Origin of the sequence: Pseudonocardia hispaniensis, from assembly GCF_042658695.1 — a bacterium.
In the GTDB taxonomy this organism is placed as follows: Bacteria; Actinomycetota; Actinomycetes; order Mycobacteriales; family Pseudonocardiaceae; genus Pseudonocardia; species Pseudonocardia hispaniensis.
This window is the reverse complement of record NZ_JBHSQW010000044.1, coordinates 308,732-322,149: the sequence shown is the minus strand read 5'-3', so window position 1 is coordinate 322,149 and position 13,418 is coordinate 308,732. Positions and strand designations below refer to the sequence as shown.

14 protein-coding genes are annotated in these 13,418 nt (G+C 71.1%); 1 reads left to right on the top strand and 13 read right to left on the bottom strand.

The genetic code is table 11. From position 1 onward, the window contains the following. Positions 1-5 precede the first annotated feature (5 nt). The 10 genes from ACFQE5_RS21635 to ACFQE5_RS21590 all read right to left on the bottom strand — a co-directional run bounded on the left by ACFQE5_RS21635 (position 6) and on the right by ACFQE5_RS21590 (position 9,330). On the bottom strand, positions 6-833 hold the full coding sequence (locus ACFQE5_RS21635) for an ABC transporter permease (protein WP_379587642.1): 828 nt from the start codon (positions 831-833) through the stop codon (positions 6-8). Then, positions 830-1,672: an ABC transporter permease gene (locus tag ACFQE5_RS21630; protein WP_379587640.1), complete on the bottom strand. Its 843-nt coding sequence runs from the start codon at positions 1,670-1,672 to the stop codon at positions 830-832. The genes ACFQE5_RS21635 and ACFQE5_RS21630 overlap by 4 nt, the downstream gene beginning before the upstream one ends. Then, positions 1,672-2,595 carry an ABC transporter ATP-binding protein gene (locus ACFQE5_RS21625; RefSeq protein WP_379587639.1) on the bottom strand — a complete coding sequence of 308 codons (924 nt, stop codon included), beginning with the start codon at positions 2,593-2,595 and terminating at the stop codon, positions 1,672-1,674. Before ACFQE5_RS21625 ends, ACFQE5_RS21630 begins: the two co-directional genes overlap by 1 nt. Before the next feature lie 50 nt (positions 2,596-2,645). Then, positions 2,646-3,056, bottom strand: a complete 411-nt coding sequence (gene ndk, locus ACFQE5_RS21620; RefSeq protein WP_379587638.1) for a nucleoside-diphosphate kinase — start codon at positions 3,054-3,056, stop codon at positions 2,646-2,648. Between the two features lie 20 nt (positions 3,057-3,076). Beyond that, entirely contained in the window at positions 3,077-3,625 is a 549-nt protein-coding gene (locus ACFQE5_RS21615; RefSeq protein ID WP_379587637.1) for a DM13 domain-containing protein, read from the bottom strand. Position 3,626: 1 nt separating this feature from the next. Next, the gene (locus tag ACFQE5_RS21610; RefSeq protein ID WP_379587636.1) at positions 3,627-4,052 is read right to left on the bottom strand and encodes a DUF4233 domain-containing protein; all 426 of its coding nucleotides are present in this window, start codon (positions 4,050-4,052) and stop codon (positions 3,627-3,629) included. Continuing rightward, positions 4,049-5,548: a bifunctional folylpolyglutamate synthase/dihydrofolate synthase gene (locus tag ACFQE5_RS21605; protein ID WP_379587635.1), complete on the bottom strand. Its 1,500-nt coding sequence runs from the start codon at positions 5,546-5,548 to the stop codon at positions 4,049-4,051. Before ACFQE5_RS21605 ends, ACFQE5_RS21610 begins: the two co-directional genes overlap by 4 nt. Then, positions 5,545-8,181, bottom strand: coding sequence for a valine--tRNA ligase (locus ACFQE5_RS21600; protein ID WP_379587633.1), 2,637 nt, complete (start codon positions 8,179-8,181; stop codon positions 5,545-5,547). The genes ACFQE5_RS21605 and ACFQE5_RS21600 overlap by 4 nt, the downstream gene beginning before the upstream one ends. Before the next feature lie 104 nt (positions 8,182-8,285). Next, positions 8,286-8,936, bottom strand: coding sequence for a hypothetical protein (locus ACFQE5_RS21595; protein ID WP_379587632.1), 651 nt, complete (start codon positions 8,934-8,936; stop codon positions 8,286-8,288). Between the two features lie 103 nt (positions 8,937-9,039). Beyond that, positions 9,040-9,330: a DUF6457 domain-containing protein gene (locus tag ACFQE5_RS21590; RefSeq protein ID WP_379587631.1), complete on the bottom strand. Its 291-nt coding sequence runs from the start codon at positions 9,328-9,330 to the stop codon at positions 9,040-9,042. A gap of 68 nt (positions 9,331-9,398) precedes the next feature. Between ACFQE5_RS21590 and ACFQE5_RS21585 the strand changes: the two genes are divergently transcribed. After that, positions 9,399-10,643, top strand: coding sequence for a CaiB/BaiF CoA transferase family protein (locus ACFQE5_RS21585; protein ID WP_379587630.1), 1,245 nt, complete (start codon positions 9,399-9,401; stop codon positions 10,641-10,643). A 29-nt stretch (positions 10,644-10,672) separates the two neighbouring features. Here the strand turns inward: ACFQE5_RS21585 and clpX are convergent, their stop codons facing one another. The 3 genes from clpX to ACFQE5_RS21570 form a co-directional block, all read right to left on the bottom strand. After that, complete coding sequence (clpX, locus tag ACFQE5_RS21580) at positions 10,673-11,953, bottom strand: ATP-dependent Clp protease ATP-binding subunit ClpX (protein ID WP_379587629.1); 1,281 nt, start codon at positions 11,951-11,953, stop codon at positions 10,673-10,675. Between the two features lie 129 nt (positions 11,954-12,082). Next, complete coding sequence (locus ACFQE5_RS21575; protein WP_379588077.1) at positions 12,083-12,697, bottom strand: ATP-dependent Clp protease proteolytic subunit; 615 nt, start codon at positions 12,695-12,697, stop codon at positions 12,083-12,085. Positions 12,698-12,705: 8 nt separating this feature from the next. Next, positions 12,706-13,308, bottom strand: a complete 603-nt coding sequence (locus ACFQE5_RS21570; protein ID WP_379588075.1) for an ATP-dependent Clp protease proteolytic subunit — start codon at positions 13,306-13,308, stop codon at positions 12,706-12,708. Positions 13,309-13,418: the final 110 nt, after the last annotated feature.

Below are 13,418 nucleotides of genomic sequence, written 5' to 3'. Positions count from 1 at the left end.
CGGCCCTACTTCAGCAGTAGCACGTCGAGTCGCCGGGCCGCCACCACGACCCCGAACGCGATCATGACCGCGAAGTACCCGAGGTGGCCGAGGACGCCCACGTGCACCGCACCGGTGGTCAGCGCGCGCATCAGCTCGACGGCGTGGAAGAGCGGCAGGCACTCGACGACAAGCTGCAGCCAGCGCGGATAGATCGAGAGCGGATAGAACGTCGTCGCGAACAGGAACATCGGCAGCACCGCGAGGGTGACCAGGTCGAAGTCCTGCCAGGAGCGCATGAACGACGTCGCCGCCATCCCGATCGCGCCGAACGCGAACGCCACCACCAGCGCCGCGGGCAGCGCCAGCAGCGCCCACGGGGAGCTGATCAGCCCGAATGCGGCCATCACCGAGAGGAACCCGGTGGCGTACAACCCACCGCGCAGCAACGCCCAGCCGATCTCCCCGAGCGCGATGTCGATCGGCCCGAGCGGGGTGGCCAGCATCGCGTCGTAGAGCCGGGCATAGCGGAGCTTGAAGAACACGTTGTAGGTGGAGTCGAACACCGCCCCGTTCATCGCCGACGCGGCCAGCAGCCCCGGTGCGATGAACGCCGCGTAGCTGAGCGGGGCGCCGCCGGGACCGGGCAGCTCCCCCACCAGCGAGCCGAGGCCCTGCCCCATCGCGATGAGGTAGAAGATCGGCTCGAAGAACCCGGACACGACCGCCAGCCAGGTCCGCCGCGACGCGGTGGCCGACCGGAGCAACAGCATCCGGGCCCGGCCCGCGTAGCTGCCGGCCGGGAGCAGCCGCAGCGCGAGCGGGAGGTCCGGGACGGTGGACGGGGCGCTCATGGGGTCAGCCTCCGCTGGAACAGCCGCGTCACCAGCACGGCCCCGACCACCAGTAGCACCAGCAGATACGCCACGTGACCCACGGCCGCGAGCGGCTGCCACCGGTCGAGCGCCGCCGATCGAGCCAGCTCGGTGCCGTGCCAGAGCGGGGAGACCCAGGCCAGCGGCTGCACGATGGCGGGCAGCCGGTCGATCGGGAAGAACGTGCCCGAGAACAGCGTCATCGGGATCACGACGAACCGGAACAGCCCGGTGAACTGCGAGCCCTCGTTCTCCACGGTGGCCGCGAACGCCATGACCAGCGCGGCCACCGCGGTGCCGGTGATCGTCGCGGCGAGCAGCGATATCGCGATCCCCGGACCGGTCACCCCGCCGAACGCCGCGATCACGATCACATACACCGCGCCGGAGGCGACCATCCGCAGCGCGATCCAGGCCAGGTGACCGAGCCCGATCTGGGTGCCGGTCAGCGGGCCGGCCGCCATCGCGTGGTACACCCGCTGCCATTTGAACCCGGACAGCACCGGATAGGTCGACTCGAACGCGGCGCTCTGCACCGCCGACATCGCCAGCAGCGCGGGTGCGAGCCACACCAGGTAGCCGACGCCGCCCGTGGCCACCTCGACCCGACCGCTTCCGCTCACCAGCGCGCCGAAGCCCACCCCGAAGGCCAGCAGGAACAGCAGCGGCTGCAGGACCGAGGACACAACGGTGGCCCGCCAGTTGCGCCGGTACCAACGCCAGTAGTGCTCGACGACGATCCCGATCCCACCGATGCGGCCCGGAACGCGCCCGCACGCCTGCGGGACGGGGACGACCGCGGTGCTCGGTCCGGTCATCAGTCCACCAGGGTCCGGCCGGTGAGCCGGAGGAAGACGTCCTCCAGCGACGAACGACGCACCAGAGCCGACAGCGGTCGCAGTCCGGACCGGGCCACGTCGGCCTGCGTCCGTTCGCCGTCCTCGGTGTAGAGCAGGAACCGGTCGGGCAGCTCCTCGACCCGCTCGAGGGGGCCAGGGAGCTCGACCGAAGCGGGCCGATGCTCCGGAAGGAAGCGCAGCTCGAGGACCTCCCGGGTGGAGTAGCGCTCGATCAGCTCGGCGGGTGAGCCCTCCGCGACGATCAACCCGTCGTCCATCACGACGAGCCGGTCGCACAGCTGTTCGGCCTCGTCCATGTAGTGGGTGGTGATGATCTGGGTGACGCCCTCGCGTTTGAGCCGGTACAGCCGGTCCCAGAGCAGGTGCCGGGCCTGCGGGTCGAGTCCGGTGGTGGGTTCGTCCAGCAGCAGCAGCTCCGGGTCGTTGACCAGGGACCGGGCGATCGTCAACCGCCGCTTCATGCCGCCGGACAACGGCTCCACCGGCTCCTCGGCGCGCTCGCGCAGCTGGGCGAACTCCAGCAGCTCGGCGGCCTTGGCCCGAACGTGCCGTCGGGACAGCCCGAAGTAGCGCCCGTAGATCTCCAGGTTCTCCCGGACCGAGAGCTCCGTGTCGAGGTTGTCGAGCTGCGGGACGACCCCGATCCGGGCTCGGATCCGCGGGCCGGCCGACCCGGGATCCATGCCCAGCACCTGCAGCGACCCGCCCGAACGCGGCGAGACGCAGGCGATCATCCGCATGGTCGAGGACTTGCCCGCGCCGTTGGGCCCGAGAAAACCGAACACCTCGCCGCGCGCGACATCGACGTCGATACCGCGAACCGCCTCGAACGAACCGAAGCGTTTGCGAAGGTCCCGCGCCTGCACCAGAGCATCGGACACGCCGGAAACGCTAACCCGGCGCCACGACGGAATGGGCGGGGTTCGCGGTGTCAGAGGCTAGGGAACCACAGCTTGATCTCGCGCTCGGCCGACTCCGGCGAGTCCGAGCCGTGCACCAGGTTCGACTGGGTCTCCAGCCCGAAGTCACCGCGGATGCTGCCCGGGGCGGCCTTCTCCACCGGGTCGGTGCCGCCGGCCAGCTGCCGGAAGGCAGCGATCGCGCGCGGACCCTCGACGACGGCGGCGACCACCGGGCCGGAGGTGATGAACTCGAGCAGCGAGTCGAAGAACGGCTTGCCGTCGTGCTCGGCGTAATGCTGGGCGGCCAGCTCACGGTCGACGGTGCGCATGTCGAGAGCCACCAGGTCGAGCCCCTTGCGCTCGATCCGGGCGACGACCTCGCCGACGAGCTTGCGCTCGACGCCGTCGGGCTTGACGAGGACCAGGGTGCGTTCAGTCACGCCGCCAGCGTATCGGCGGGTCAGGTGGCCACCGGCTGCAGGGCGGCGGCGCCGAAGGAGACGTTGAACCGGTCGCACCAGATGCTCACGCTGGTGAGCTGGGTGAGGTCGACGTCGGCGGGCACCGGGTAGTTCGAGCTCCCGAGGTTGCCCTTGAGGTCACCGAGGTCGACGTAGCGGCCGTCGTCGAACACACCCCAGCCCGCACGGCCCGGCAGCACGGGCGCATCGGTGAGCCACACGTTCAGGTCGGGCCCGTTGCTGGTGTCGAGGTTCTCCAGACGCAGCACCCGCGAGCCGTCGGGCAGCGCGAACACCGCCACGGTGCCCGTCGTCGCGTGCTCGTGGCTGATCAGATCCCCCCTGGCCAGCAGCACCGGCCCGGTCGGTGCCGCGGGGCCGGCGGGTGCGCCGGCCACGACCGGGGCCGCTTCGTCGACGCTCTGGTCGATGAACAGCTTCCACGGCTGGAACAGCGCCAGTGCGGCGATCACCACGACCGCGCCGACCGCGAGCACCACCCAGGTGACCGGACGACGCAGCAGCGGACGGCGGGTGGTGCGAGACATATCACATGGTATCCGCCGGATCCGGTTGATCGCCGCCGTTCGCTGCGCGCCGCTGGGCGGGCAGCTCACCGCGCTGCATCTTGCGGGCCACGTCCCGGCGCATCAGCAGCAATCCGCCCCAGACCAGCGCGAACACCACGCCCATCACGCCGAGCGCCGGCACGAACACCGCAAGGGCGATCATCACGGCCTGCAGGGCGAGGGCGAGGCCGAGCCCCCACCGGCGGCGCTGCAGCCCGGCGGTGACGATCAAGGCGGCGGCCAGCCCCAGCACCGCTGCCACGCCGGCCGGGGTCGCCCCCGCGCCGAACTTCGCCAGCACGAGCATCGCCAGCAGTACCACGATCGACTCGAGCACGAGCGTGGCGGCGAACACCCCCCGTACGCCCTTCATCGGGTCGGGGTTGGGCGCCGCGGGCCCGGTCATGACGGGTCCTTGCCGAACAGCCTGCGTGCCTCACCGGCGGTGACGACCGACCCCGTGATGACGACGCCGACGCCGGAGTCGCCACCCTCCTCGGCCAGCTCCACCGCCTGCTCGATCGCCTCGCCGAACACCGGCTCGACGCTGACCCGGTCGGCACCGAACACTTCGACGGCGAGCGCGGCGAGCGCGTCGGGATCCATCGCCCGCGGCGACGAGTTCGCGGTGATCACGACCTCGTGCACGACGGGCTCCAGTTGGGCGAGCAGGCCGCGGGCGTCCTTGTCGCTCAGCACGCTCAGCACCGCGACGAGCCGGGTGAACCGGAACTCCGAGGTCAGCGCCGCGGCCAGGGCTCGAGCGCCGTGCGGGTTGTGCGCCGCGTCGGCCAGTACCGTCGGGGGCCCGCCACGACTCAGCCGCTCCAGGCGCCCCGGCGACTGCACCGAGGCGAACGCCGCACGCACCACGTCGGGGTCCAGCGGCTGCTGCGGCCCGGCGCCGACCAGCGCCTCCGCCGCCGCGAGCGCCAGCGCGGCGTTGGACGCCTGGTGCTCGCCGTGCAGCGGCAGGAAGATCTCGTCATAGCGACCGGACAGCCCTTGCAGCGCGAGGCGTTGACCGCCCACGGCCAGCTCGCGCTCCCGGACGCCGAACTCGGCCCCCTCCCGGGCCACCTGCGCGTCGACCTCGGCAACCCGTTCGAGGAGCACCTGGGCCACCGCCGGGTCCTGGGCCGCGAGCACCGCCACCGATCCCGGCTTGATGATCCCGGCCTTCTCCCGCGCGATCCCCCGCAGGTCGTGCCCGAGGTAGGCCGCGTGGTCGAGCCCGATGGGGGTGACCACGGCCACCTGGGCGTCGGCCACGTTGGTGGCGTCCCAGCGGCCGCCGAGACCGACCTCGAGGATCGCGGCCTCGACCGGGGCATCGGCGAACGCCGCGAACGCCATCGCGGTGAGCACCTCGAACTTGCTCAACGCCGGACCGTCACCCCGGTTGGCGTCGACCAGATCGACGAAGGGAACGACCTCGCGGTAGATCTCCACGTAGCGCTCCGGACTGATCGGCCGGTTGTCCAGGCTGATCCGCTCGGTGGCCAGCAGCAGATGGGGGCTGGTGTACCGGCCGGTGCGCAGGCCGACCTGACCGAGGATGGCCTCGATCATCCGGGCCGTCGAGGTCTTGCCGTTCGTGCCGGTCAGGTGCACCACGGGATATCCACGCTGCGGCTCGCCCATCAGGTCGACCAGGGCCCGAATGCGATCGAGGGACGGTTCCATGACCGTCTCCGGCCAGCGCCGGTCCAGCTCGGCCTCGACGGCGAGGAACTCCGCGAACCCGGCCACACTCGACTGCGCCGGGACGACGTCGATGCTCTCGCTGCCACGGATCGCGTCGAGAACGTGGGAGATCACCGCGTCCTGGGCGGAGGCTTCACCGTTGCGGGAGATCTCGACCTCGTCCGCACCCTCGGTCCCGTTCCCGGTGGGGTTCATGAGCTCGCAAGGGCCTCCAGTCGTGCCGTGACCCGTTCGATATCGGCCAGCGCCGCCGCGCGGCGGGCCCGGATCCCGTCGACGACCTGTGCGGGCGCCTTCTCGGTGAACCGGGGGTTACCGAGCTTCTTGTCGGCCTGGTCGAGCTCCTTGCGCGCCGCGTTCAGGTCGCGCCCCAGCCGCGCCCGCTCGGCGGCGACGTCGACCGCGCCGGAGAGATCCAGCTCGACGCGCGCACTGCGGTTGCCGGGCAGGCCGACCTCGACCGTCGCGGTCGGCGCGAAGCCGTCGGACGGCCCGTCGAGCCGGGTGAGGAACCGGATCGCGGTCTCATGCCCGGCCAGACCGGCCTCGTCCAACCCGACGAGCCGCGCGGCGACCGAGCGCCGGTCGGGCAGCCCCTGCTCGGTGCGGAACCGGCGCAGCTCGGTGATCAGCCGCTGGAGCGCCTCGACCCGCGCGGTCGCCGCCGCGTCGGGCGAGGCACCCACGTCGGTGGGCCACGGGGCGATGACGACGGACTCCCCGCCGGTCAACCCGGTCCACAGCGCCTCGGTGACGAACGGGATGATCGGCTGCAGCAGCCGCAGCAGCGCGTCGAGCGCGTGGCCGAGAACGGCCCGGGTGCCCTCGGCCAGCTCCGGGTCGGCCAGCTGCGGCTTGGCCAGCTCGATGTACCAGTCGCACAGCTCGTCCCACGTGAAGTGATAGAGCGCCTCGGTGGCCTTGGCGAACTGGTAGTCCTCCAGCAGCGCGTCGACCTGCTCCCGGACCTCGCGCAGCCGCCCGAGGATCCAGCGGTCGGCGTCCGTGCGCATGCCCTCGGCGGGCAGCGGCAGTGCGGGCGAGGCACCGTTGGCGAGGGCGAACCGGGTGGCGTTCCACAGCTTCGTGATGAAGTTGCGCGCCGCGACGACGGCGTCCTCGCCCAGCGGCAGATCGGTGCCGGGGTTGGCCCCACGGGCGAGGGCAAAGCGGACCGGGTCGGTCCCGAAGCGGTCCATCCAGTCCACCGGATCGACCGTGTTCCCCGCGGACTTGGACATCTTCTTGCCGTGCTGGTCGCGGACCATGCCGTGCAGGGCGATGGTGTGGAACGGCGGCTCGCCGTCCATCGCGTACAGGCCGAACATCATCATCCGGGCGACCCAGAAGAACAGGATGTCGTACCCGGTGACCAGCACCGACGTCGGGTAGTAGCGCTCGAGGTCCGGGGTCCTGTCGGGCCAGCCGAACGTCGAGAACGGCCACAGCGCCGAGGAGAACCAGGTGTCCAGGACGTCCTCGTCCTGGTGCCAGCCCGGGCCCGACGGCGGCTGCTCGTCGGGGCCGACGCAGACGACCTCACCATTCGGCCCGTACCACACCGGGATGCGGTGGCCCCACCACAGCTGCCGTGAGATGCACCAGTCGTGCATGTTGTCCACCCAGCCGAACCAGCGCGGCTCCAGCTCCTTCGGGTGGACGGTGACCCGGCCGTCCCGCACGGCGTCGCCCGCGGCCTTGGCCAGCGGCCCCACCTTGACGAACCACTGCATCGACAGCCGCGGCTCGATCGGCTCGTACGGCGCGCGCGACGAGTGACCGACGCTGTGCCGGTACGGCCGCTTCTCCGCGACGATCCGGCCCTGCGCCCGCAGCGCCTCGCGCACCGCGACCCGCGCCTCGAAGCGGTCCATGCCGTCGAACTCGGTGCCGGTGCCGGTGATGACGCCGCTCTCGTTCATGATCGACGGCATGGGCAGGCCGTGCCGCCGGCCGATCTCGAAGTCGTTGGGATCGTGCGCCGGCGTCACCTTCACCGCACCGGTGCCGAAGGTCGGGTCGACGTGGGCGTCGGCCACGATCGTGATCTTCCGGCCGACCAGCGGCAGCGTGATCTCGCGACCGACGAGGTGGGCGTAGCGCTCGTCGTCGGGGTGCACCGCCACCGCGGTGTCGCCGAGCATCGTCTCGACCCGGGTGGTGGCGACGACGACGGAGTCCTCCCCATCGCCGTAGCGGATGGAGACCAGCTCGCCGTCGACCTCCTTGTGCTCGACCTCGATGTCGGACAGCACGCTGCGCAGCGCGGGCGACCAGTTGACCATCCGCTCGGCCCGGTAGATCAGGCCGTCGCCGTAGAGCCGCTTGAAGATGGTGGTGACGGCGCGGTTGAGCCCGTCGTCCATGGTGAAGCGCTCGCGCGTCCAGTCGACGCTGTCGCCGAGGCGGCGCATCTGGGCGAGGATCGCCCCTCCGTGCTCGTCCTTCCACTCCCAGGTGCGTTCGATGAACGCCTCGCGGCCCAGCTCGCGGCGGCTGGTGCCCTCCGCAGCGAGCGCCTTCTCCACGAGCGCGTGCACCGCGATCGAGGCGTGGTCCATCCCGGGCAGCCACAGCGCGTCGTAGCCCTGCATCCGGCGACGGCGGATCAGCACGTCGATGAGCGTGTGCTCGAAGGCGTGGCCGATGTGCAGGCTGCCCGTGACGTTCGGCGGCGGGATCACGATGGCGTACGGCGGCTTGCCGGACGTGGGGTCGGCCTCGAAGTAGCCGCGATCCACCCACCGCCGGTACAGCCCGCCCTCTACCTCGCCAGGGTTCCACTTGGCGGGCAGCTCGGACGTACGCGATGGGAGGGTTTCGGTCACCCCGCAAGTCTACGAGCCGGACGCCACCGGGCTCCGCGACCCCATGATCATCAGTTTGGAGTCCTGAGCTGCGCGAACCGCGGCTTCGGGCGCCGAAACGGCGATCATGGTCCGGTGGGCAGCAGCGCGAGGTGCAGTCGGTCGAAGCCGACGACCGGGCCGAGCCCGCGCCGGCGGATCCGTTCGACGTCCAGGGCGCGCACCGAGCCGCTGGAGGGCTCGTAGACCCGCCAGCCGCGGTCGGTCCCGGCCAGCGCCAGCACGTAGTGCCGCGGCACCAGCGAGCCGACGAGCAGCGGAACCGGGCGGCCCGCGGCCAGCGCGGCGGCCACGGCCGCGCTCAGGGCGGCCACATCGGCCGCCGAGGTGTCGTCGACGAACCGGACCCGGTAGCGCCCGGCGTGCGGCGCATGCTCGTGCAGCCAGCGCACCATCCCCCAGGGCGTGGTGCCGAGCGCCCGCGGCCAGAGCCGATTGGACTCCCGGTGCACCTGCCGCTGCCGCGCATCGAACCCGATGCGCGCCAACCGGTCCGCCTCGGCCGGATCCGCCCACGCGGCCAGCGCCACCAGCACGGCGCTGCCGCAGGTCGTGCCGTCGACCTGGTCGAGCCGGATGCCGTCGCAACGCTGCTCGCCCAGCGCGTTGCCGAGCAGCGGCCGGCCCCGGGGCGCCACCGCGCCGATCCGGCCGCCGGCCGTGTCACCGACGGTCAGCAGCTGCGCCCGCCGCGCGATCCCGCACACCGTGCGCACGCCGAATCACCCCAATCCCGCTCGGCCGCACCCGCCGGGGGCGTCCGGACGACGGCGGCCGCCGAGGTGAGCGCCGCCCCGGACGTCACGGCCCGAGGGCGGCTCAGCCGCGAGCCTGCTGGTCATCCGCCTCGCTGCCCCAGCCGTCGGCGAGGCTGCCGATCTTCTGGGCGAAGTCGCGCGCGGCGACCGCCGGATCCGCCGCCCGACCGGCGGCGAGGCCGACGAGGAACGCGGTCACCGGTGCGGCCGGGCGGCTCACGCCGTGCGCCACGTCGGAGGTGAGGTCCAGCACCAGGTCGACGGTGGCGTCACTCTCCACGGCCGCTTCCAGGCCGAGTTCGCGGGAGACGGCCTTGACCCACTCGGACATCGCTTTCGATTCGTCGCTCACAGCTCGCAACCTAGGCCCTCCGCGGGCCGACCGAAAACGCGGCCGAAGCGCCCGCCTTACGATGGGGCGTGTCCGCGCATCCCCTCGACGGCATCACCGTCGTCTCGTTCGAGCACGCCGTGTCGGTTCCCTACGCCACCCGGCTGTTGGCCGACCTCGGCGCCGACGTGATCAAGGTCGAGCGGCCCGGTGGCGGCGACTTCGCCCGCGCCTACGACACCGCCTGCGGGGAGGTCTCCTCCTACTTCGCCTGGATCAACCGCGGGAAGCGTTCGGTGGTGCTCGACCTCAAGGACGCCGACGGCCTGGCCGCCGCGCGGCGGCTCACCGACCGGGCCGACGTCGTCCTGGCCAACCTCGGCCCGGGCGCCACCGCCCGGCTCGGACTCGACGGTGACACCCTGCGCGCGCGGCGCCCGGAACTGATCACCTGCGAGCTCACCGGCTACGGCGACGACGGACCGTCCCGCGGGCGCAAGGCCTACGACGCGCTGATCCAGTCCGAGGCGGGGCTGCTGGAGCTGACCGGAGACGGCGCCGTCACCGCGCGCACCGGGATCTCCGTCGCCGACATCGCCGCTGGGGTTCAGGTGCATGCGGGCGTGCTCGCCGCACTGCTGCACCGGCAGCGGACGGGCGAGGGCGCGACCCTGCGGATCAGCCTGCTCGAAGCCCTGGCCGAGTGGATGCACCAGCCGATGCTGTACGCCCTCGGAACCGGCGCCCCGCCGCCGCGCACCGGGGCTCATCATCCCTCGATCGCCCCGTACGGGCCGTTCACCTGCGGGGACGGGGGCGCGGTCCACCTGGCCGTGCAGAACGAGCGGGAGTGGGCCCGACTGTGCGACGTCGTGCTCGACGATCCCCGGCTCGCCACCGACCCGCGCTTCGCCACCGTCGCCGACCGGGTCCGCAACCGCGCGGAGCTGCATGCCGAGCTGCACCGCCGATTCGGCGCGCTCACCGCGTCGCAGGCCGGGACCCTGCTCGACGCCGCCGACATCGCGTGGTCGAGCGTCGGACACGTCGCCGGGCTGCCCGAACACCCGCAGCTGGTGGCGCGCAACCGCTGGCGGTCGGTGCCGGTGCCCGGCGGCGCCGACGTCCCGATGCTGGTGCCTCCGGTGGACTCCTCGGCGTGGGATGCGCCCGAAGCGCACGCCGTCCCCGCTCTGGGAGCCAGCACGGGCGAGGTGCTCGCCGAGCTCGGCTACTCCCCGCAGGAGATCGCCGCCCTCACCGGGGACCCAGCGCACGTCGTGGAGCCACGATGCGCTGGAACCTGCCCGGACAGGAACGTCATGGAGCCATAGCGCGCTGGGACGTGCACAGCGGGTGGGGCTCAGGCCGAGCGCTCTCGGCGCTCCCGGCGCGGCGGCTGCCGCGGGACGATCGTCGGGTTGACGTTCTCCCGCACGGTCTGCTCGGTCACGACCACCTTCGCCACGTCGTCGCGGCTCGGGATGTCGTACATCGCCGGGTGGAGGACCTCCTCCATGATCGCGCGCAGCCCCCGGGCGCCGGTGCCGCGCAGAATCGCCTGGTCGGCCACCGCCTCCAGCGCGTCCTCGGTGAACTCCAGCTCCACGCCGTCCATCTCGAACAGCTTGCGGTACTGCTTGACCAGCGCGTTACGGGGCTCGGTGAGGATCTTGACAAGGGCGTCCTTGTCCAGCGAGGTCACCGAGGCGACGATCGGCAGGCGGCCGATGAACTCGGGAATGAGCCCGAACTTGATCAGATCCTCGGGCATGGTCTCGGCGAAGCTCTCGGCCGCGCTCAGATCGTTCTTGGAACGGATGTCGGCGCCGAAGCCCAACCCGCGCTTGCCCACCCGGTCCGCGATGATCTTCTCAAGACCGGCGAAGGCGCCCGCCACGATGAACAGCACGTTCGTCGTGTCGATCTGGATGAACTCCTGGTGCGGATGTTTGCGGCCGCCCTGCGGCGGGACACTCGCGGTGGTCCCCTCCAGGATCTTCAGCAGCGCCTGCTGCACGCCCTCGCCCGAGACGTCGCGGGTGATCGACGGGTTCTCCGACTTGCGGGCGATCTTGTCGACCTCGTCGATGTAGATGATCCCGGTCTCGGCCCGCTTCACGTCGTAGTCCGCGGCCTGGATGAGCTTGAGCAGGATGTTCTCGACATCCTCGCCGACGTATCCCGCCTCGGTCAGCGCAGTGGCGTCGGCGATGGCGAACGGGACGTTGAGCAGCTTGGCCAGGGTCTGCGCCAGGTACGTCTTGCCGCACCCGGTGGGGCCGAGCATGAGGATGTTGGACTTCGTGAGCTCGACGCCGTCGCCGCCGTCACCGCGGCCCTTGTCGCCGGCCTGGATCCGCTTGTAGTGGTTGTAGACCGCGACCGAGAGCGTCCGCTTCGTCGGCGTCTGACCCACGACGTACTGGTCCAGGAAGTCGTGGATCTCGGCGGGCTTGGGCAACTCGTCGAGTTTGACCTCGCCTGCCTCGGCCAGTTCCTCCTCGATGATCTCGTTGCACAGGTCGATGCACTCGTCGCAGATGTAGACGCCAGGGCCGGCGATCAACTTCTTGACCTGCTTCTGACTCTTCCCGCAGAACGAGCACTTGAGCAGGTCACCGCCGTCGCCAATGCGTGCCATGAGTGCAGACCCCAGTCCCTCCGGCGCGCCCGGCGACGCGCCCGTGTTCGTGACGGTACCTGCCGAACCCGCTCCGATGGGAGCACGAAGACCCCGAATCGGGAACGGGTCGGCAGGCGGTCGGCTCAGCTAGCCGACCACGGACAGCTTCCGGCTCTGGATGATCTCGTCGATGATGCCGTAGTCCTTGGCCTCCTCGGCGGTGAGGATCTTGTCACGTTCGATGTCCTCGTGCACCTGATCGGGAGTGCGCCCGCTGTGCCTGGCCAGCGTCGTCTCCAGCAGGCGGCGCATCCGGGAGATCTCGGCCGCCTGGATCTCCAGGTCCGACACCTGGCCATAGACGCCCTCGGTCGCCGGCTGGTGGATGAGGATCCGGGCGTTCGGCACCGCGAGCCGCCGCCCCGGCGTGCCCGCGGCGAGCAGCACGGCCGCGGCCGAGGCCGCCTGCCCGAGGCAGACCGTCTGGATGTCGGGCCGGATGAACTGCATCGTGTCGTAGATCGCCATCAGCGACGTGAACGAACCGCCCGGCGAGTTGATGTACATGCTGATCTCGCGGTCGGGATCGGCCGACTCCAGGCACAGCAGCTGGGCCATGACGTCGTTGGCCGACGCGTCGTCGATCTGCACGCCGAGGAAGATGATCCGTTCCTCGAACAGCTTGTTGTACGGGTTGGACTCCTTGACTCCGTAGCTCGTGCGCTCGACGAACGACGGCAGCACGTACCGGGACTGGGGCATCTGCACGCTCACCGCGCACTCCCGTTCTGGTTGGCGTCGGGAAGCTGCCCGGCGCGGGTGATCACGTGGTCGACGAAGCCGTACTCGAGGGCCTCCTGCGCGGAGAACCAGCGGTCCCGGTCGAAGTCGGCCATGATCCGCTCGACGGTCTGTCCCGTGTGCTCGGCGATCAGCTCGGCCATCTCCCGCTTGTGCCGCCGGAACAGCTCGGCCTGGATGGCGATGTCGGACTCCGTGCCACCGACGCCCGCCGACGGCTGGTGCATGAGGATCTGACAGTGCGGCAATGCGTAGCGCTTGCCGCGGGTTCCCGCCGAGAGCAGGAACTGCCCCATCGAGGCGGCCAGCCCCATCCCGAAGGTGGCCACGTCGCACTCGATGAACTCCATCGTGTCGAAGATGGCCATCCCGGCGGTGACCGAACCGCCCGGCGAGTTGATGTACAGCGAGATGTCCGCCGTCGGGTCCTCGGCCGACAGCAGCAACATCTGCGCCGCGATGCGGTTGGCGATGTCATCGTCCACCTGCTGACCGAGAACGATGATCCGTTGCTGGAGCAGCCGTTCGTACACCGAGTCGGACAGCGTCATGCTCGTGGGCGCGGAACGCATCTCCACCCGACGGAAATCGGCACTGCGGTCCGCGCTGCGCGGGCCGATGTCCTGCTGCGTCACTTCACTCTGCCTTCTGCTCGCTCGCGTGGAAATCATGGAAGGCCCAG

Coding starts and splice junctions, on each gene's coding strand:
- ACFQE5_RS21570 (WP_379588075.1), bottom strand. CDS start 13,308: ATGCGTTCCGCGCCCACGAGCATGACGCTGTCCGACTCGGTGTACGAA.
- clpX (WP_379587629.1), bottom strand. CDS start 11,953: ATGGCACGCATTGGCGACGGCGGTGACCTGCTCAAGTGCTCGTTCTGC.
- ACFQE5_RS21635 (WP_379587642.1), bottom strand. CDS start 833: ATGAGCGCCCCGTCCACCGTCCCGGACCTCCCGCTCGCGCTGCGGCTG.
- ACFQE5_RS21605 (WP_379587635.1), bottom strand. CDS start 5,548: ATGAACCCCACCGGGAACGGGACCGAGGGTGCGGACGAGGTCGAGATC.
- ACFQE5_RS21630 (WP_379587640.1), bottom strand. CDS start 1,672: ATGACCGGACCGAGCACCGCGGTCGTCCCCGTCCCGCAGGCGTGCGGG.
- ACFQE5_RS21610 (WP_379587636.1), bottom strand. CDS start 4,052: ATGACCGGGCCCGCGGCGCCCAACCCCGACCCGATGAAGGGCGTACGG.
- ACFQE5_RS21615 (WP_379587637.1), bottom strand. CDS start 3,625: ATGTCTCGCACCACCCGCCGTCCGCTGCTGCGTCGTCCGGTCACCTGG.
- ACFQE5_RS21575 (WP_379588077.1), bottom strand. CDS start 12,697: ATGCCCCAGTCCCGGTACGTGCTGCCGTCGTTCGTCGAGCGCACGAGC.